Origin of the sequence: Micromonospora sp. NBC_01699 (genome assembly GCF_036250065.1) — a bacterium.
Classification (GTDB): Bacteria; Actinomycetota; Actinomycetes; order Mycobacteriales; family Micromonosporaceae; genus Micromonospora_G.
Genome location: NZ_CP109199.1, coordinates 2558405 through 2577922, shown reverse-complemented (window position 1 = coordinate 2577922; position 19518 = coordinate 2558405). Strand labels below are relative to the sequence as shown.

General features: G+C 67.0%; 10 protein-coding genes and 1 riboswitch. Of the genes, 2 read left to right on the top strand and 8 right to left on the bottom strand.

Translation table 11 applies throughout. The features are described from left to right. Position 1 precedes the first annotated feature (1 nt). The 7 genes from ribD to OG792_RS11535 form a co-directional block, all read right to left on the bottom strand. Positions 2–1063, bottom strand: coding sequence for a bifunctional diaminohydroxyphosphoribosylaminopyrimidine deaminase/5-amino-6-(5-phosphoribosylamino)uracil reductase RibD (gene ribD, locus OG792_RS11565; protein WP_329109377.1), 1062 nt, complete (start codon positions 1061–1063; stop codon positions 2–4). Between the two features lie 169 nt (positions 1064–1232). Then, a riboswitch (FMN riboswitch) is annotated at positions 1233–1410 on the bottom strand. Between the two features lie 123 nt (positions 1411–1533). Beyond that, positions 1534–2496, bottom strand: coding sequence for a GGDEF domain-containing response regulator (locus tag OG792_RS11560; RefSeq protein WP_329109375.1), 963 nt, complete (start codon positions 2494–2496; stop codon positions 1534–1536). After that, positions 2493–3173, bottom strand: coding sequence for a ribulose-phosphate 3-epimerase (gene rpe / locus OG792_RS11555; RefSeq protein WP_329109374.1), 681 nt, complete (start codon positions 3171–3173; stop codon positions 2493–2495). Before rpe ends, OG792_RS11560 begins: the two co-directional genes overlap by 4 nt. A gap of 543 nt (positions 3174–3716) precedes the next feature. Further along, positions 3717–4067, bottom strand: coding sequence for a hypothetical protein (locus tag OG792_RS11550; RefSeq protein WP_329109372.1), 351 nt, complete (start codon positions 4065–4067; stop codon positions 3717–3719). A gap of 3 nt (positions 4068–4070) precedes the next feature. Beyond that, entirely contained in the window at positions 4071–5264 is a 1194-nt protein-coding gene (locus tag OG792_RS11545; protein WP_329109370.1) for a polymorphic toxin-type HINT domain-containing protein, read from the bottom strand. A 66-nt stretch (positions 5265–5330) separates the two neighbouring features. Then, on the bottom strand, positions 5331–5738 hold the full coding sequence (locus tag OG792_RS11540; protein WP_329109368.1) for a hypothetical protein: 408 nt from the start codon (positions 5736–5738) through the stop codon (positions 5331–5333). 10 nt (positions 5739–5748) lie between these two features. Further along, positions 5749–12573 carry a polymorphic toxin-type HINT domain-containing protein gene (locus OG792_RS11535; protein WP_329109367.1) on the bottom strand — a complete coding sequence of 2275 codons (6825 nt, stop codon included), beginning with the start codon at positions 12571–12573 and terminating at the stop codon, positions 5749–5751. 310 nt (positions 12574–12883) lie between these two features. On the opposite strand from OG792_RS11535, the gene OG792_RS11530 reads away from it, so the two are divergent. Beyond that, complete coding sequence (locus OG792_RS11530; protein ID WP_329109365.1) at positions 12884–17197, top strand: LamG-like jellyroll fold domain-containing protein; 4314 nt, start codon at positions 12884–12886, stop codon at positions 17195–17197. 150 nt (positions 17198–17347) lie between these two features. On the opposite strand, the gene OG792_RS11525 is transcribed toward OG792_RS11530, so the two are convergent. After that, positions 17348–18295, bottom strand: a complete 948-nt coding sequence (locus tag OG792_RS11525) for an NAD-dependent epimerase/dehydratase family protein (protein WP_329109363.1) — start codon at positions 18293–18295, stop codon at positions 17348–17350. A 328-nt stretch (positions 18296–18623) separates the two neighbouring features. On the opposite strand from OG792_RS11525, the gene OG792_RS11520 reads away from it, so the two are divergent. Continuing rightward, positions 18624–19514, top strand: a complete 891-nt coding sequence (locus OG792_RS11520) for a septum formation family protein (RefSeq protein ID WP_329109362.1) — start codon at positions 18624–18626, stop codon at positions 19512–19514. Positions 19515–19518 lie beyond the last annotated feature (4 nt).

The window sequence follows — 19518 nt, the reverse complement described above, 5'->3', positions numbered from 1 at the left end:
CTCAGCCCTCCCTCTTCCGGGGCAGCGCGGTGATCCGCAGGTCGGGTCCGACCTGCGCGATGTCGACGAATTCGAGGTCGATGACCTCGGAGATGGTGCGCGGGCCGGCGTCGGCGAGCGCCGCCGGGCCGGCGCCGAGCAGCTTCGGCGCCACGTACCCGATGACCTTGTCGACCAGCCCGAGGGCCAGGAACGCGCCGGCGAGGGTCGGTCCGCCCTCCAGCAACGCGGCCCGGACGCCGCGCTGGTACAGCCCGGTGAGCAGGGCCTCCAGGTCGACCCGGTCGTCCTTGTTGGCGCCGAGCTCCGCGGTGGTCACCACCCAGGTGCGCGCGGCGCCGTCGCGCACGCGGGCATCCACCGGGGTACGCCCGGAGCTGTCCACCACCACCCGTAGCGGCTGCCGGATGGCCAGGCTGCCGTCGCGCAGGTTCCGTGCGGTCAGTCGCGGGTCGTCGGCGAGGACCGTGCCGACACCGGCGATCACCGCGTCCACGGTGCCGCGCAACGCGTGCACGTCCATCCGGGCCGCCTCGGAGGTGATCCACATGCTGGTGCCGTCGGCTGCCGCAGCCCGCCCGTCGAGCGTGGAGGCGTACTTCCAGATGACGTACGGGCGACCTCGGCGTACCGCCGTCAGCCAGGCGATGTTGCCGGCTTCGGCCTCGGCGGCCCGTACCCCGATCTCGACCTCGACGCCGGCGGCCCGCAGGGTGGCCGCGCCCCCGGAGGCGACCAGGTTCGGATCCGGCACCCCGATCACCACCCGGGCCACCCCGGCCTGGATCAGCGCGCCCGTGCACGGCCCGGTACGCCCGGTGTGGTCGCAGGGTTCGAGGGTGACGACGGCGGTGCCGCCACGGGCGCGCTCACCGGCCTGGGCCAGCGCGACGATTTCGGCGTGCGGGCCACCGGCGTAGGCGTGGAAACCCTCGCCGACCAGCTCGCCGTCGGCGTCGAGCAGTACGCAGCCGACCACCGGATTGGGGCTGGTGCTGCCCAAGCCTCGGGCGGCCAGCTCGATCGCCCGGCGCATCGCCGCATCGGCGGAGACGCTCACCATGTCCTGCGCCCTACTCTCGTCACTCGTCGGTCAAACGCGCGACGAGTGGGAGGCATTCCGGCAGGTGGCCGGGCAGGCGGCGGCGGAGAAACCCGGGTACGGCACAGCCGGACCCGGCAGAGTCCCGGACCGGGGCGCCCGAGGGTGCCGGCCGAGACCTGTCCGTCCCGCGCGCTGTCTCCCATCCGGACTGTCTGAGTGCGGGCGGGAAGCCCGCGCTCAACCGTCGGCCCCGGATTCTCACCAGGTCCACCGCTCGACACAGGGTCGATCGGGTCGCGGGCTTACCGTGGCCGAGGCCGCGGATCACCGCCGGTTCGGAATTTCACCGAGTCCCGCCAGCGCGTGGTGGGTACGTTGTGAGTCTTACACGGGTTCGGGCGTCGATCGCCACCGACGCGACCTAGTTCACACGGCTGATCATCACCACAGACCGCCCAATCGGGCGGGAATATCCGGGCGTCGGCGAATCAGCCCTCCACCCGGCGCCGGTCGACCGCCACGTACGAGCCGGGCTGGTTCTTGGCCAGACTCTTCATCTCCGAGGCTGCGGCGATCACCTCCAGCGGGTCGGTGAACCGCCGCTCGGGCACCGACAGGGACACCCCGATGGAGAGCGTGACGAGGTGAGCCTTCTTCACGTTGCCCCGCCGGTCCTTCAACTCCACGAAGCCACGCTGCGCGTCGGAGGGGTCGTACAGCTCGTCGGCGGTCTTCTCGAAGTCGACCACCGCCTTCTCGGTGATCGGGCGGACCTGTTCCGGCGCGCAGACGATGACGAAGTCGTCGCCGCCGATGTGGCCGAGGAACGCGGGGGGCAGCCCGACCGAGACCACCGCCCGGTGCAGGCTGCGGGCGAGCGCGGTGATGAACTCGTCGCCCCGGCTGAACCCGTACCGGTCGTTGACGCTCTTGAAGCGGTCGATGTCGACGTAGCCGACGGCGTAGTCGACGCCGCTGCGTACCCGGTCGGTGATCTCCCGGCGGACCCGGCTGTTGCCGGGCAGGCCGGTCAGCGGGGAGACCTCCCGGAACTCCTTGTTCCGGCGCAGCGTGGAGCTGACCCGGGCGATCAGCTCGGCCGTGTCGAACGGCTTGACCAGGTAGTCGTCGGCGCCGGCGGTGAGGCCGTGCACCTTGTCCACGGTCATCCCCTTGGCGGTCAGCATGATCACCGGCAGGGCGGAGGTCATCGGGTCGGCGCGCAGCCGCCGGGTCAGTTCGAGCCCGTCGATCCGGGGCATCATCAGGTCGACCACGGCCAGGTCGGGCCGGTGCTCCTCGATCATGTCGAGGGCCTCCTGGCCGTCGCCGGCCTTGAGCACGTCGAAGCCGTGCAGGCGCAGGTTGAACTCGACAAAACGGGCGATATCGACGTCGTCGTCCACAACCAGGATGACGTCCTTGCGCTCCTCGACCGGGTCGACGCTCACGACCGCGCCACAGCCCGCTCGGCCAACCCACGCAGGTGGCCGATGGCCGCCGCCGGATCGTCCGCGCCGTAGACGGCGGTGCCGGCCACGAAGGCGTCGGCCCCGGCGGCGGCGGCCTGCTCGATGGTGTCCGCGGCGATCCCGCCGTCGACCTCGATCCGCAGTTCGAGGTGACCGGTGTCCGCGTGCCGCCGAGCGGCCCGCACCTTGTCCAGCAGCTCCGGGATGAACCGCTGCCCACCGAAGCCCGCCTTGATCGTCATGATCAGCAGGGTGTCGAAGCTCGGCAGCAGGTCCAGGTACGGCTCGATCGGGGTGTCCCGGTCGATCGCCAGCCCCGCCTTGGCACCCGCCGAACGCAGGTCCTTGGCCAGCGCGACCGGGTTGTCACACGCCTCCGCATGGAACGTCACGTTGTACGCCCCGGCATCGGCGTAGGCCGGCGCCCACCGTCTCGGATCCTCGATCATGAGATGTACGTCGAACGGCAGCGTGGTGACCGCCAGCAGGCTCTGCACCACCGGCAACCCGATGGTCAGATTGGGTACGAAGTGGTTGTCCATCACATCGACATGCAGCCAGTCGGCCGCTGACTCGACCACCCTGGCCTCGTCGGCGAGATGCGCGAAGTTCGCGGCGAGGATGCTGGGCGCGATGATCGGCGTCGGAGCGGTCACCGCGCCAGTCTACGAACGCCCGCCACCCGTACGGCACCGGCCACCACACCGTCCCACGGTTGGGATGCCACCGGTCGGACGTAACGGGGCCGGGCGGGCAAGGAGGGCGACGAGCACTCGTGCGCCCTTGCACCGTCCCGCTTACGCACCCGCTGCTGGTGAAGACTGACCTGCAACGCCATGTCGTCGCCCCTCCCGGCAGCCGTATCGACACGATCACCCTCCGGAACCGTGGCACTATGCGGATCTGGCCGGAGGGTCGATCGTGCGTACCCCGGTAACCCAAGACAACCGACTCGTGGCGCAAGCCCGCCGACGGCTACCGGGTAGCTGACGCGGCCCACGACGGCCCGTCGGCCATGATCGCGAATAGCGGTCGCTACAGCGCGAGCGCCGGGCGAGTCGAGCAGCGGCTACACGTGATCCGCGAATCGCACGAGGAGCATCACCAAAGATCACGGTTTTCAGATCGAGCAAGACGACCGATTGGATTGCCACCTACACAACACGAGTCGGCATGACTCCTCAGTCATGTCAGCGGGGTCAGGATTTCTTCACAAATACCCTAATGTCACTCAGAGCATTTGGCACGCGTAATTTCAGCTCGGGGTCGTCCGCTAACTCATGCAACCGAGCAATGACTTTCTGAGAAATCGCACGATGCAGCCTCGCTACATGACCGATGCACGTGATAGCAAGCTCTCTCACCTGACGATCGACAGGCGCATCGAGGAGACGAAGTAGCTCATTTTCGATCCATATACGATCGGGCTCATCTAAGGAGAGCGCCAGCAGGGCATCGGTCGCCTCCCTTACATCGTCACCATAGATCACCTGAAGCAACGAGGATCGCCAGCGCTCATCCTCCTCTTGGTCAAAATCTTCGACCATCATACCTCACCCCCGTACCTTTCCTTTACGAGTGGTGAGCCCGGCCTTGATGAGCGCAGATTGCTCATCTTGTTCGAACTCACCCCATTCTCGAACATGACCATGCCAAATATTGTTGATACCACCCTTTACCTTTCCACATCCACAGGCAACCTGCTGAGTACGGTCGAGCATGACACGCTGACCATTTGAGACACCAATCCGCCGTGGCGCCTGACCAGGCGCTTCAGGAGTAATCTCGACGGAATTGTTCAACGCAGCCTGTCCGTCGATCGGCTCGGCACCAGACGTGCCTCGTGAGGTCGTGCGCGCTTGTTTTCCGTGCTTACTTCGCCCTTGCGTGTCGTAGATGTCCTCGCCACAATTGTGTACGAGGACCGGCTTGTTGCCCGCGACCACAAAGTACGTGTGGATGTCGTCGACGGTGAGGTTGTGTACGGTCGCGACGGCGCCGTAAGCGGCGATGTCGATGACCCGGACGCGGGCGCCGTCCGGGGCCAGGACGTCGTCGCCCGACTTGAGATCTGCGGCGTTGGTCCAGCGGGCGGTGTTCGCGACCCAGATGGGGTGGGCGTCGGTGGCGGTGATGGTGGCACTCTCGTCACCCGCCGCACCGTCGGTGTCGATGCTGATCTCGACGAGATTCTTGTCACCGGTGCCGATGATTTCCTTGGTGACGGTTCGCTTGCCGCGTTCCCCGGTTTCGGGGTCAGTGGCGGCGACTTCGTCGCCGACGCGGACCTCTTCGATGGGTTTCGTGGTCCCGTCGGCCACGAGTACCCGCGTGCCGGGCACGAAGCTGTTGTTCTCGCAGAGCTCACCGGCGGCGGTTTCTATCTTGCCGAGTGCTTCGCGGAGTTCGGCCGCCTTTTGTTGAGCAAGGGCGATGGCTTCGTCAGCGCGGGCGATCGCGTCGTCAGCCAGACGGATAGCCGTCTGCCAGGATTTGTACGATGCGAACGCGCGTTTTATACCCTTGTAGATCGCCTTCCCGGCTTTGAAAACCTTGCCCCACGGGATCATGCCGACCAGCGTGTTCACGCAGGCGCCGATGTCGCCCTTGGTGAAGCAGTTGATGATGTCGCTGATACCGAAGAAGTCGAGGAGGAAGGCGAGGCCCTGTTCCTTGATGATGTCGAGGAAGGACTTCTTCTTGACCGCCTCGGCGCGCTCCTTGTCGGCCTTGGCATCCTCGACCAACTGATCGAGCTGCGCCGGAATGTTGGTGTCTTTGGTGGTGTCGGTGCTTGGAACCCCCTTACCTCATTAGTCGATCCTGGCAAGCTCGAAACCATCCATCAGCGCACGCACGATACGAGTCAACCGGTCGGGGGATGAAGCCCTACGCAGACCAGCAAGTGTGGCGGTTCCCACATCAAGCAGCGAAACGCGACCTCGGCCCTCTGGCTTCTCAATGAACCATACGAAGCAGCGAAAGGACTCGGGTTCATCGACGGACCCACCGTTCCGAAAGACTGGACAGATGACACACATCGCCCCGCCCTCCACTTGCCGCCTCAGCGCTTCCGTTGAACTCCATTTCGCCCCCCACAGATGGCGCTTTGCCTCATCATTGAGGCGCACAAGATCATCGATTCCCGCGAGATAGATAATCAGCTCAGGGTCATTGAGTTGCACCTCGGACCATTGGCGTTGCTGGTCTTCATCGTTCACCACATTCACCTCACCAGAAGTCGGGCATTGGCTCAGTTCGCCGTATGTCGATCCTGACACGCGTAGATCCAGTAATCGAACGTTTCGGATCGGCGGCTCGCTGAATTATCTCGTTAATCCTGTGATGCCCATTCCAGATTCGACCGTCGTCGCCCACCAGAGCGTAGCCACCATCTCTCGGATTGTCGAATGAGTTGATAAGATCGTCGTCACTCAAAGTACGTAGGTCTGCGGCTTTGTCAGGATCAATTCCATGAATTGGCTTTGCGTTTGCTAACTCGTCGACAGTCATCGTGTTGCAGTTGTGGACGAGGACTGGCGTGTTGGCAGCGACCACATAGTACGTGTGGATGTCGTCGACAGTGAGGTTGTGTACGGTCGCGACGGCGCCGTAGGTGGCAATGTCGATGACTCGGACACGGGCGCCGTCCGGGGTCAGGACGTCGTCGCCTGACTTGAGGTCGGCGGCGTTGGTCCAGCTTGCGGTGTTGGCTACCCAGATGGGGTGGGCGTCGGTGGCGGTGATGGTGGCACTTGCGTCACCCGCCGCACCGTCGGTGTCGATGCTGATCTTGACGAGGGTCTTGTCGCCGGTGCCGAGGATTTCCTTGGTGACGGTCCGCGTACCGCTTTCCCCGGTTTCGGGGTCGGTCGCCGCAACTTCGTCGCCGACGCGTACCTCTTCGATGGGTTTCGTGGTCCCGTCGGCCATGAGTACTCGGGTGCCGGGCACGAAGCTGTTGCGCTCACAGAGATCACCGGCGGCGGTTTCGATCTTGCCGAGCGCTTCGCGGAGTTCGGCGGCCTTCCGTTGAGCAAGGGCGATGGCTTCGTCGGCGCGGGCGATCGCGTCGTCAGCGAGACGGATCGCTTTTTGCCAGGATTTGTACGATTCGAAGGCGCGGTTCACCCCCTTCCAAACCGATTTGCCGGATTTGAGTACTTTGCCTACTGGGATCATCCCAATCAATGTGCTGACGCACGCACCGATGTCGCCCTTGGTGAAGCAGTTGATGATGTCGCTGATGCCGAAGAAGTCGAGGAGGAAGGCGAGGCCCTGTTCCTTGATGATGTCGAGGAAGGACTTCTTCTTGACCGCCTCGGCGCGTTCCTTGTCCGCCTTGGCGTCCTCGACCACCTGATCGAGCTGCGCCGGAGTGGTGGGGTCCTTGGGAGCGGGGGCTGGCGGTGCGGAGCTGCCCGAGCCGTTGCACGCGGCTTCGCTTTCGGACGTACCGTCGGCGCTGCACGCGGGCTTGAGTCCGTCGGGGTCGGTCAGGGTGGTGGGAGCGTTGTTGGCGTAGGCGTACCCGTGCATCTGCTGGGGGTCGCGGGGGTCGATGATGGGGTCGACGGAGATGAACCGGCCGGTTTGTGGGTCGTATTCGCGCGCGCCGAGGTGGGTGAGACCGCTGTTGTCCTTGGAGCCGCCGACGAAGCCCTTGTCGTCCGGCCAGGCGGTGGGTTGGGTGCCCCGTGCGCCGCCGAAGGGGGTGCTGTAACGGCGCTGGATGGCCTGGGTTGTCTCGTCGACGGTCATGGAGTTGGTGCCATGGTGGTCGGCGAGGAGCCAGGTGAGTTTGTTGTCGTCGGTGCGTACGGCGACGGGTTGTCCGGCGTGGGTGTAGTAGCGGACAGCGGTCTCGGTGACGCCGCCGACGGAGGTGAGCTCCATGCCGGGCAGGTAGATGGTGGTGGTGTTGCCGTCCTTGCGCTTGATCCGGTTCCCGGACGCGTCGTAGACGTAGCTGCTGGTGGTGGCGCCTTCCTGCACCGTTGCCAGGCGACCCTCGGGATCCCAGGTCAGGGTCTGGGTAGCGGTCCCCGTACCGGGTCGGGTGGTGGTGTTGCCGAGCGCGTCGTACCCGTAGTTGACGGTCTTGTTTCCGGCCGGGCCCTGGGTCTGGACCTGGGTGAGGGTGTGCGGTTGGGGTTGCCCCGGGCTCGGGTACGTGTAGGTGGAGGTGGTGGTACCGGCGACGGCTCGGCTGGTTTCGGACGTGCGGTTGCCGGCCTCGTCGAAGGTCCAGGAGGTCCAGTAGGTCGCGGGTCCGCCCAGGGCTGCGGTGGTGGGTGTGGCATTGCAGTCGCCGCTGCCGGGTGTCCATGCCTGGGTGAGACGGTTGAGGTAGTCGTAGTCGAAGCACTGGTGGTCCGCGGTGCCGCTGGTCGGGGTGTCGGAGATCTTCTGGAGGTTGCCGGCGTTGTCGTAGGTGTGGGTGATGTTGCTGACGTAGCCGGTGGTGCCGGAGGTACGGGTGCTGATTCGCCCACCCTGCAACCGGCGGGTACCGGGCTCGTAGAAGAACTCCTGCTTGACCCACTTCGCGTCACTGGTGGTGCGCCCGACGACGGAGAGTTCGGCGAACGGGGTGTAGGTGCTGGTGTTGACGTACACCCGGCTGCCCGACGCGGTCGCGCCGGTCAGCGTCGTCGGTAGGCCGTAGGCGTTGTAGCCGTACGTCAGGGTTTCCTCGGCCAGCCCACCCGCAGCCGGCATCTTCGTGGTGGCGGGACTGCCGTCGGGCAGGTAGGTCGTGTCGAAGCGGTAGGTGCCGGCCAGGCTTCCCTCACTGGCGGGGACGACCATCTCGGTACCGGTCGGCCGGCCGGTGTTGTCGTCGTAGTCCACGACCCGGTTGGTCCACTGGTCGCTGCCGACGTAGCGGGTCGAGGAGGTGGGCATGCCCTTGTGGATGGTGTCGTACACCCACCCGGCGCGCATCGTGCCCGTGACGTCGTCGTCGCGCAGGGAGGTGGTACGTCCGAGGGCGTCGTAGACGTAGGCGAGTGTGTCGCCTGCCTCGTTGGTGACGGTCTTCTTCTCGCCGTACGGGGTGTAGGTGAGGGTGGTGGTGCCACGGTCGGGGTCCTCGGTGTGGTCGAGCCGGCCGAGCATGTCGTAGAAGTACTGCCAGGTGTTGCCGCCGTTCTGGGCGGCGTCGGTGACGGTGGCGAGCTGGCCCTTGTTGGTGTAGGTGTAACGGGTTTCGTCGTACGCACCGGTAGGCGAGGAGCCCTTGTACTGACGCAGGGTGGTGGTGGCACCGCGAGCGTCGGTGATCGTGGTGGAAGCGGTACCGCCGTCCGGTGGGTCGACATCGATCCGGTTGAGGCCGGTGTAGGTGGTGGTGGTCCGCCACCTTTCGGCGCCGCCGGCAATGGTGATCTCGTTTGTCGCGCGACCGGCGGTGTCGTAGAGGGTCTGCACATTGGCCACGGAGGCGTCGTCGACGGCCATTACCTCAAAGTCAGGGGAGCCGGCGTTGTGGTAGGGGCCGCGACGCTTGACGAGCAGTCCTCGGGAATCGTAGATCATGTCCGAGACTGCCCGGCCACCGCCGGGAGCGGGTACCTGGGTTTGTCGTAGTCGGGCAAGGCCGTCGTAAAGCTCGTACTTGGTGTGGTATCCGCCGTCGGGTTGCAGGCGCTTGGTGGTGATCACGTCTGGTCCGTCGAGACGGATGAGATAGTTGAACTCGGCGTCGGGATTGTGTGTCGCCATGGGACGGCCCGGCGACCAGACCTTGCTCATACGCCCGAGCGCGTCGAGTTTGAGGTCGGTACGGAGTCCGTTCGCGTCGACGGAGCCGATCTGGGCTCCGAACGCGGGCTCAAGGAACGCCTGCGTCTCGTGCAGGAGCGGGTTGATGGTCTTCACCGCGGTGACCGGTCCGCCGGAGGCGGGGGTGTAGAGGGTCTGGGAGACGCCGCCCTTGGCGTCGGTGGACGAGGTCATCCGGCCATGGACGTCGCCGTAGGTGGCACGGGAGACGGTGCGGTAGATCGGTTGGGACTGGGCCGCGTTCCAGCCGTCGAACTCGTCGACCCGGCTGACCTGACCCTTCGTGGGTTGGGCACCGTGCGTCTCGTTGCCGTCGTAGTAGCTGAGCGCGTCGGAGATCACGTCGGCCGGACGGCTCGGCGTGGTCTCGCAGGCCTTGGCGACGGTTTCTACACGCTTGGGCAGGTCGATGAGATTTGTGGTGGTGTTCGAGACGTACTCGTAGCGGGTGCAGCGGTCGAACTCCGGCTTGCCCGCCTGCGGTTTGGAGTTGATTGAGGTGACGGTGCCGTCAGTTTCGATCGTCTTCGTCGTCGAGCTGTCCCGCCACCCACCCTCGACTGCGGCTCGGGTCAGCGACGCGGCGGTGTCGAGCAGGAAGGACCTGGTCGTCCCCCAGGGCTTGGTGGAGGTGGCGGTGGCCGGGGAGATCCACGGGTCGGTGATGGTCCGCGACAGCATGCTGGTGCCGTCCACGAGCCAGGTGATGTTCTCCCGTACGGTGCCCGCGAGTCGTTCGTGGTCTTCCCACTCGAAGCCGGCGCCACGGGAATCGGCCACCCACACGTTCTTCTGGCCACCGCTGCCGTTGCGGTCGCCGTCCATGCCGCGGAAGTAGCGGGTCTCGCTGACGATCTGTCCGTCGCCGGGGTTACCGGTACGGGTCTTGACCCTGCCGTAGCCGCGCCACTGTCCCCAGGTTTTTTCCTCGGCGGGGGTGAGGCCGTCGACCTCGTCGTAGTGCCAGGCGGCGCCGTCGAGATACTGGTAGTGGGTTTCGACGTCTGCGGTGGCGGCCGATTCGTCGGACTGGCTGATCGTGCTGACGACATACTTGTGGAACCAGTCGAGTCGCTCGGGCAGGGACGGGTCGGGTGACCAGCGCACCGGTTGGCAGCGTTTGGTGTTGGTTTGCGGGCTTCCCGGCATGCCGCCCGGGGCGACGCAGTCCGGATTCTCGTACGTGACCCCGATAGTGCCGCCGTTCTCGTCCTGGACCCCCGTCACGCGCCACCAGTTATGGGGCGCGACGTAGTCGGCCGTCGCGCCGTCGACCCGGTTGTTGTACGGCGCCCCGGTGAACGTGACGTCGGGGAGGGTGATCTCCTGTCCGGCGGGTGCGACGTGACCGGTGTGGGAGATGCGGTCGAGCCAGAGGCCGGCGCGGGTGAAGTCACCGGGGTCGGCGAACAGGTGCGACAGCGTCCACGAGTCGACCAGCCGGTAGGCGGAGACACCGTCCCAGACCTTTGTCGTGATCTTCGACAGCCGCTTCTGGGTCCAGAACGTCGGCGAGAAGTGGCCGGTGCACGGAGCGGCGGAGCAGTTCTGGTCGACCGGGGTGTCGGGCCAACTGTTGGGGTGGGCAAAGTCGCAGATGGTGCTGGGTGCGCACCGGTCGAGCGCATCGAAGGCGACCTGGGCGACCGGCTTGGTCGAGTAGACCCCGGTTTCGCGCTGACCGTAGTCGATGCGCTTGAGGTAGCCGCCGCGGGTGTAGAGGGCGGCGGCGTTGACGTCGGCGTTTCGGGCGTAGCGGTTGGTCTCGGTGCCGTAGAAGTACGACATCGTGTTGCCGTGGACATCGACGACGTAGTCGAGGTTCCAGCGCCAACCCTGTTCGCGTTGTGAGGCGCCGAAGTTGCCCGCCGTGTAGCCCGGCTCGTTCGGGTGGTTGCCGTAGACGGGCACGGTCCAGGCGGAGTTGGTGGTCTCCTGACCGGTGGCGCCGGTGTAGCCGGGCAGCCGGTGGTAGCCGAAGTAGTAGCGGGTGCCGTCCGGGGTGGTGGCCACCCAGTACTCGCCGTCGGCGTCACCGTTGCCGCGAGCGGTGTCGAGCACCCGCTGGATCCGGGTGCCGTCGTCGTTCTTCATCCGCCAGGTGGTGCCGGCGGCGTCCACCGGTACGAGTTCGCCGGCCTTGCCGTTCAGCGAGATGGTGCCGTTGTCGGTGCCCCAGCACTGGTCGCCGGTGGGTCGGGTGGCGTTGTTCGGCAACTGGCTGTTCTGCGCCGCGGTGTCCAGGGCGCAGGGCTTGTATTTGCGTTCCACCAGACCGGGCCAGAATTCGAAGCCCTCGCCCAGCCACGAAGGCTGGTTGTTGGTGGAGACGGTGCGGCCGTCAACCGAACCGGAAGAGTAGGAGAGGCTGATCTGCGGTGTGGGGCCGTTCACCGCCGGGGGTACCCGCAGCGGATACGACCAGTTGAAGTCGCCCGACGATCCGCCGTGGGACCAGGTTGCCGCACCGGCCAGCGGGGTCGCCGAGTAGGAACCCGAGGCGCCGTCCTCGGCGGCCATCACGGCCAGGACGGTCGGCGCGGCCGAGGTCACGTCCACGTCGGCGGTGAGGGTCGCCGTGGTGGTGTTGTTGCTCGTGGGCAGCGGTCGACCCGAGCAGTCCGGGTGCCCGGGAGTGGTCAGGGCACATTCGGGGAGGACGACGAGGCGGAGTCGGGCGGCCCAGTCACCACCGAAGGCGTAGCCGAACGAGCGGTAGTCGACCTGGACCGAGACTCGATCGGCCGGGCGGCCGGTGTCGGTCGACTGTAGTCGGACGAGGACACCGTCCACCTTGGCCTTGGCGGTCGCGTCGCGGTCGAGCACCTGCACGCGTACCCGCTCGGGGCCGTTCGCGCTGCTGCGCAGGCCCGCTTCGCGGTCGGTGGGGGTGCCGAGCGAAATCGGCGAGCTGCCGGCCCGTACCCGGGTCGAGGTTGTCGCCCGAGCCGCCGTCGCGGTCGCTGAGAGGTCGACGTCGGTCGTGGTGGGAGTCGGCCACACGACCTTGCGGGCGCCGCGTACGGCGGCTTGCTCCGCGCGGTTGGGTGTCTCCGGGCGCAGCGCCAACTTCGTGCCCGGTACGGATGGTTCCTTCGGTGCCGCCCACGATGGTGGTGTCTCGGCTGCCACCGCCGGAGGGACCACCAGGACGTTCGCGGTCAGGCCGGCCACCAGCACGACGGCCAGCGCTTGCGCCCGGCGTAGCCGCGCGGGCGCCCAGTGACGGATCGACCAGCGGGCAGACCGGCGTCTGGGCCGAACAGGCATGGATCCTCCACTGGAGACGAACCGGGGTGACCGGACGGAGTCGCGGGTCATCATCGTGATCGATCTTCGATGAGCTTTCAAGATCTTGACGGAGTGCAGCCGACCCCATACGATCCGCTGTCCTAGTTTCGGATCTTCACGGGGAGGCCCGGTCGTGTTCGTTTTCCAAGACGCATCCAGACGTTCACCACATATTCGACGGCAGGCGTCGTTGACCGCCGTCGCGCTGGTCCTGGCAGCCGGTGTCCTGATCGCGGGTCCAGTGCCAGGCGGTGAGGCGGCGGCCGGCGCCTCAGCCTCCACTGAGGATATGCGGGACGAGATGACGATCCTCGCCGAGGCCTCGGCCGAGGCGGCGCTTCTCGGACAGCCCGTCGAGGTGACGCGCCGGAGGACGGAGGACAGTCGGCTGTTGGCGAATCCCTCGGGCTCGTTCTCGACCGAGAGCTTCGCCCGCCCGATCTACGTCCAGCGGGCCGGCGACTGGGTCGACATCGACGCCACCCTCCAGGTCAACGCCGACGGCAGCATCAGCCCCACGGCGACCCCCGGCAGCCTGACCATCTCCGGCGGAGGCAGCGGGCCACTGCTCACCGTCGGCAAGGCGGACAAAAGCCTGTCACTGACCTGGCCGGCCCCGCTGCCGACGCCCACCCTCCAGGGCAACACGGCAACCTACCCCAACGTTCTGCCCGACGTGGACCTCCAGGTCAGCGCCGAACCCATGGGCGGCTACCGCGAGCAGCTCATCGTCAAGAATCCCACCGCCGCCGACAACCCGGCACTGCACACCATCACCTTCGGGGTCCAGACCAGCGGTCTGACGCTGTCCACCCGCGCCGACGGCGGCATCAACGCCCTCGATTCCGCCGGCACGGCGGTATTCGCCACCGACCCGCCGCTGATGTGGGACACCCCGAGCGAACCGGCACTGAGCCGGATCGAACGGATCGAGGGCAACGGGCCCATCGACGGCGACCCACAGTCCCGTTTCGTGGGGCCGATGGACGTGATCCTCACACCCACCGCGATAACGGTCCTCCCCGACCGGGACATCCTGGACCACCCGCAGGTCAACTGGCCGCTTTACCTGGACCCGAACTCCACCCCCATCGGCCCCTCCGACTGGACCCACATCGCCAAGGAATTCCCGACCCAGTCGTACTGGAACTACGACCGTGACGACGGTGCCAAGGTCGGCGCCGCGAGCGGCGTCACGTACCGGTCCTACTTCCTGTTCGGCATCGGAAACATCCGCGGCAAAATCATCACCAGCGCCACGTTCGGCATCACGCTCGACCACTCGTACCAGTGCTCCACCAACACCCCGGTCGACCTGTACCTCACCGACAACATCAGCCGCTCCGGCGCGGTCACCTGGAAGAACTCCGTCACCGACACCAACAGGTGGCGAACCAACCTCGCCAGCGCCTCCGGGCACGCCAACGAATCGTCCTGCGGCGAACCGGACATGCCACTGGGTTTCGCGAGCGCCGCGCTCACCAGCGCCGTATCGACGGCCGCCGCCGGTACCAGTAATCAGCTCACCTTCGGACTCCGCGCACCGAACGAGAGCACGAACCAGCAGTGGAAGAAGTTCCACCCCGGCACCGCCAAGCTCACCGTCGAGTGGAACACCGCGCCAGGCGTCCCCACCGAGCTGACCACGTACCCGCCGATCTCCTGCGGAAGTTCGACCAATCCGACCCGGCTGTCGGAGAGCATGAAGAATCCCACCTTCACGGCTGGGCTGTCGGACGCCGACGCGAACAATCTCACCGCGTACCTGGAAATCAGAAGGGCGTCCGGGGACGTACTGGTCCACGGACCGGCCGCCTCCGCCACCATCCCCGCCGGCGGTGTGGTCACCTGGCCCACCGTCCCGGACGGCGCTCTGGCCAGCGACGAGACGGTCTACTACTACCAGGCCCGGGCCAAGGACACCGGAGGCGCCTTCGGCCCGTTCACAGCACGCTGCTACTTCCTGGTCGACGGCAATGACCCCGGACAGCCGACGATCACCTCAACCGACTACCCCGTTGGCGCCGAGAACGTCAACGCCGGTTCCGTCGGCACCGTCACAATCAACCCAGCCGTCGGGGACAACGACATCGCCGGCTACCGCTACGGCTTCGACAACAACGTAGGACTCTGGGCGCCGGCCGACGCCACCGGCAAGGCCATCGTCCCGATCACCCTGTGGGGCGACCCCGACTTCCCCGGCACCGCCGCTGCCGACCTCTGGACAAAGGCCGTAGACAAGGCCGGAAACGAACGGGCCGAGGTGACCGGCCCTCGCACTCTCGCGGCCGGCGGCACCGCGACCGTCGCCGACAAGCTCAATGACATCAACGGAGACGGCACAGCCGACGTCGCCACTGTGCTCGACATGGGCAACGGGCGCACCGCCGCGTGGACGATGATGTCCTCCGGTACCGGCTTCCACCCCGCCACCATCGCCTGGGACAACGCCCTCGCCATTAGCAGGGTCCAGACCGCCGGCGGAGATTTCGACAACGACGGCCGTACCGACATCGCCCTGTTCCGACAGGACCCCGATGGCCACGTCCGCCTGGATCACCTTCGCTCCGACACCAACCAGTACCGATCCGAATGGGCCAGCCTCGACGTCGGTACCTGGCTACTCGGCGACGCATGGGTCTTCGCCGGCGACTTCACCGGCGACGGCATCGACGACGCCGCGGCAGTCGTCAACGACCGCGCCGGCGGCTGGCGAGCCTACGTTTACCCCTCCAACGGAACCGCGTTCGCCACCTCCGGCACCCCCTGGTACACCCAGGGCGCCGGCACCTACACCTGGATCAACACCAAAACCATCGCCGGCGACTTCACCGGCGACGGGAAAACCGATCTCGCCGTCGCCGAGGACACCACCGGCAGCCGCACCACCGTACGCGTACACGTCTCCAGTGGAACCGGGTTCGGCGCCGGCACCGGTTGGTGGGACAGCGACACCGACACCGATCCGAGCACCTTCACCGGAAACGCGGCCAAGTACACCGCGATCAACGTCAACGGCACCGGCGCCACCGACCTGGTAGCGCTCTACAACCACGGAGCCAAGACCAGCATCAGGGTGCTGACCGCAACCGGCTCGACCTTCGCTGCCCCTGCGACGTGGTGGGACAGCGACGTCGACAGCGTCGACGGCTGGGACTGGCGACGCACCATCCAGGTCACCAGCGGCGACTTCGACAACGACGGCGACAACGACCTCGCCGCGATCGTCGACTGCTGCGAGCCCGGTAACCGCGAACTGTGGATTTTCCCCCACAACGGCACCGCGTTCGGGCAGGTGGCCAAGAAGGGCAACGCCATCGCGACCACCGCCCGAACCGGCACCGCGCACTGGCGCTTCGACGAGGGCAGCGGCACCACCCTCGCCGACGCGTACGGCAACTACCCCGCGACCGTCGCAGGCCCGACCTGGAACAGCAACGGACACGTCATCGGGGACAAGGCGCTCCACTTCGACGGAACCAACGACTACGTCACCACCGGACGATCGGTCATCGACACCAGCCGCAGCTACACCGTGGCCGCCTGGGTCAAGCTCGACAACACCACCACGTACCGCACCTTCCTCAGCCAGACCGGCAATCATCGATCGGGCTTCTATCTCCAGTACAACAAGCCGATGGACGCCTGGACGATCATCGCCGCGTCGGCGGACACCACCGGATCCGTCAGCTTCTACGCCGCACGTGACTTCGTCCCACCGCGACTCGGCGTCTGGACCCACCTCGTCGGTGTCTACGACGCCGACGCGAACCAACTCAAGCTCTACATCAACGGCGCGTTGCGCGGATCAAGCAGCCAGCCGTCCGCCTGGAACGCCACCGGGGCATTCCAGATCGGCAATGCCACCTCGGGACTGGCAAGCGGTGACTGGGTCGCCGGAGACATCGACGACGTACGCGTCTACGACCTCGCCCTCACCTCGCCCGAGATCGGGCAACTCGCCCGCGAGACGGCGCTGGCCGGACAGTGGAAGTTCGACAACGGCACCGGCTCCACGACCGACAGCTCGGGCAACAATCGCAACCTCACCCTCAACAGCACCACCACCGGAGCCACCGGCAAGTACGGCCAGGCCATCACCCTCAACGGCACCACCAGCTACGCCAGCGCAGCCAGAAGCGTCGACACCCTCACCGGCTACACCGCCTGTGCCTGGGCGAAAATCGACAACGTCGCCGGCCTGTCCTACCGGGCCGTACTCAGCCAGCAGGCCACCCGCAGCAGCGGCTTCTGGCTTCGTACCAGCCCCACCAACCGATGGCAGTTCGTCACCGCCTTCAGCGACAGCGGCTACAGCGCCGTCGAGGCTCCCACCACCATCAGCGTCAACACCTGGACCCACCTCTGCGCCACCTGGGACCCGGGAACCTCACAGATGATCCTCTTCGTCGATGGCAAACTCGCCGCCGCCGCGACGATCAGCAGCCCACCCATCCAGGCCACCGGCCCCATCAACATCGGCAGCTACAAGTACCTCGACGTCCTCGGCGGCTACTTCCCCGGCGCGATCGACGACGTACGCGTCTACTCCGGAGCCATCCTCGACACCACACAGATCGAGGCGATCATGAACGACAAGTAGGGGCACCGGGCCGCTGGGCGTTACTGCCCAGCGGCCCGGCTCCTCGTCGGCACGCGAACAGTCCCGCGTAGCGGCAACCTCGCTCTCGACCAGACCGGGTCACACTGCGGCCGTTCCCCGCGGCCGGACCACGCCGATCAGGCGCGCGGGTCAACGTCGCGCGCCGGGCCAGGCGGCCCAGGCGTCGGACAGGATGCGCGGCAGGGTGGAGTGTTCGGGTTGCCAACCGAGGGTCGCGCCGGCGCGGGTGATGTCGGCGGTCAGCGTCGACGGTTCGGGTTTGAACGGCAGCCGGCGTACCTGGACGGGGATGCCGGTGACCTGTTGGGCCGAGGTGACGACCTCGACCATGCTGGTCCCGGTGCCGCTGCCGATGTTGAGCACCTGGTGTCCGCCCGGCCGGGTACGTTCCAGCGCCAACCGGAACGCCCGCGCCGCGTCGGCGACGTGGACGAAGTCGCGTACGGCCGCTCCGCCGCCGTTCAGTGTGACGTGCGGCAGTTGCCCGGTCATCGCGCGGAACACGTTCGGGATGATCCGGCCCGGATCGGCGTCGCCCACCCCGTCCACCGCTCCGGCGAGGTTGAAGCAGCGCAGCGTGACCGCGCCGATCACACCGAGTGCCGCCTGGGCGGCGACGAGCTGCTCGGCGGCGACCTTGGAGGCGGCGTACGGGCTCTCCGCGTGCACGTCGAGGTCCTCGGCGAGGGCGCCGACCGGGCGGGAGCCGTACACGATGTTGGTCGAGGCGAGCACGAAGGACGTCGCCGGTCGTTCCTCGCTGGCCTGCTCGAACGCCTTGAGCAGGTTCAGGGTGCCGACGGTGTTCACGTCGAAGTAGGTGAGCGGGTCGGCGAACGAGTCGCGGGCGCTGGTCATCGCGGCCAGGTGGCACACCCCGTCGAACCCGCCGAGGGCGACGATCCGGGCCAGTCGTACCCGATCTCGAAGGTCTCCGGTGGCCAGCTCGGCCCCGGCGGCGAGCCGCGCGGCGGTTTTTCTCCGGCTGAGCACGGTTACCCGGTGTCCGGCCGTGAGCAGGTCGACGCTGACCGCGTGCCCGAGAAAACCGAGCCCACCGGTGACCAGTACGTGCACGTGACTCCCTCTATGTAGTGTTTCGCGCACGGCGACTGCCGAGAGTGATCGAGCAGTGGCCCTCCATCATGGTGGGTCGATGTGAGCCGCGCCACCCTGCGTCGGCCGGGCGACCGGACGGCGCTCCCGACCCGGACCGCACGACGCTCCCGAAGTAGACCGAAGTAGGCCCCTGACAGGTAGCCCAGAACGGCAGGTCGGGGTCGGCGACGGGCCGAAGGTGGCGCGCGGCTGTCGGCCCGCGTACCGGTATGCTGCTCGGCCGATGGTCCTCGGCACCCGGCCGGGTGTGGCAGCGGGCCGTCGGGTCCCTGGGGAGGACGAACAGATGCGACGATGGCTGACCGCGGTGGCACTCGGCGGCATGACGGCACTCGTACTGGGCGGTTGTGCCCTGCCCGACGGCGTCGACGGCGACCTGACCGACGAATGGGCGGCGATCGGGGCCCCGGTGAGTTTCACCCCGGCGGTCGGCACCTGCCACCCGCGCCCGGTGGACATCGGCTACCTGAGTTCCTACCAGCCGGTCGACTGCACCACGGAGCACGACACCGAAACCGTGTACGTGGGCACGTTCACCGGCGGCGAAGCCGATCGGACCGCCCCTCCGGCGGAGGGGTCACCCGGACTGCGGGCGGCTCGGGCCGAATGCGAGGGCAAGGTCAACGAGTTCGTCGGCGGTAACTGGCGCGGCGGCCGACTCTCGGTGAGCGTGGTGCCGCCGTCGAGCTACGCGTGGTCCGGCGGCTCCCGCTGGTTCCGCTGCGACCTGGTCGAGATCGGTGGGCTGGACAACCCGGACGTGGTGAGCCGGTCGGTCAGCCTCAAGGGCGCGCTGACCGCACAACCGGATCTGTCGTACGGCTGCTTCACCCCGAAGCTGGTCAAGGACGACATCGACCAGATGCAGCCGGTCTCCTGCACCGCGAAGCACAACAGCGAGTTCGCCGGGATCTGGACCGCGCCGGACATCCCGTACGAGGCGTTCCTCAAGGACGACGCCCGTACCGAGAAGGGGTGCATGGGTGTGATCGCGGCCTTCGCCAAGGTGCCCAACAACGGCGACCTGAAGTACCGCACCGGCTGGATCTTCTACTACCCGGGCGAGGCCGACTGGGCGGCCGGCAACCGTGGGGTGCAGTGCTTCCTCTGGATCGACAGTCGATCCCTGACCCGTTCGATGAAGGGTGCCGGCCCCGGCGCACTGCCGATCAACTGACCGC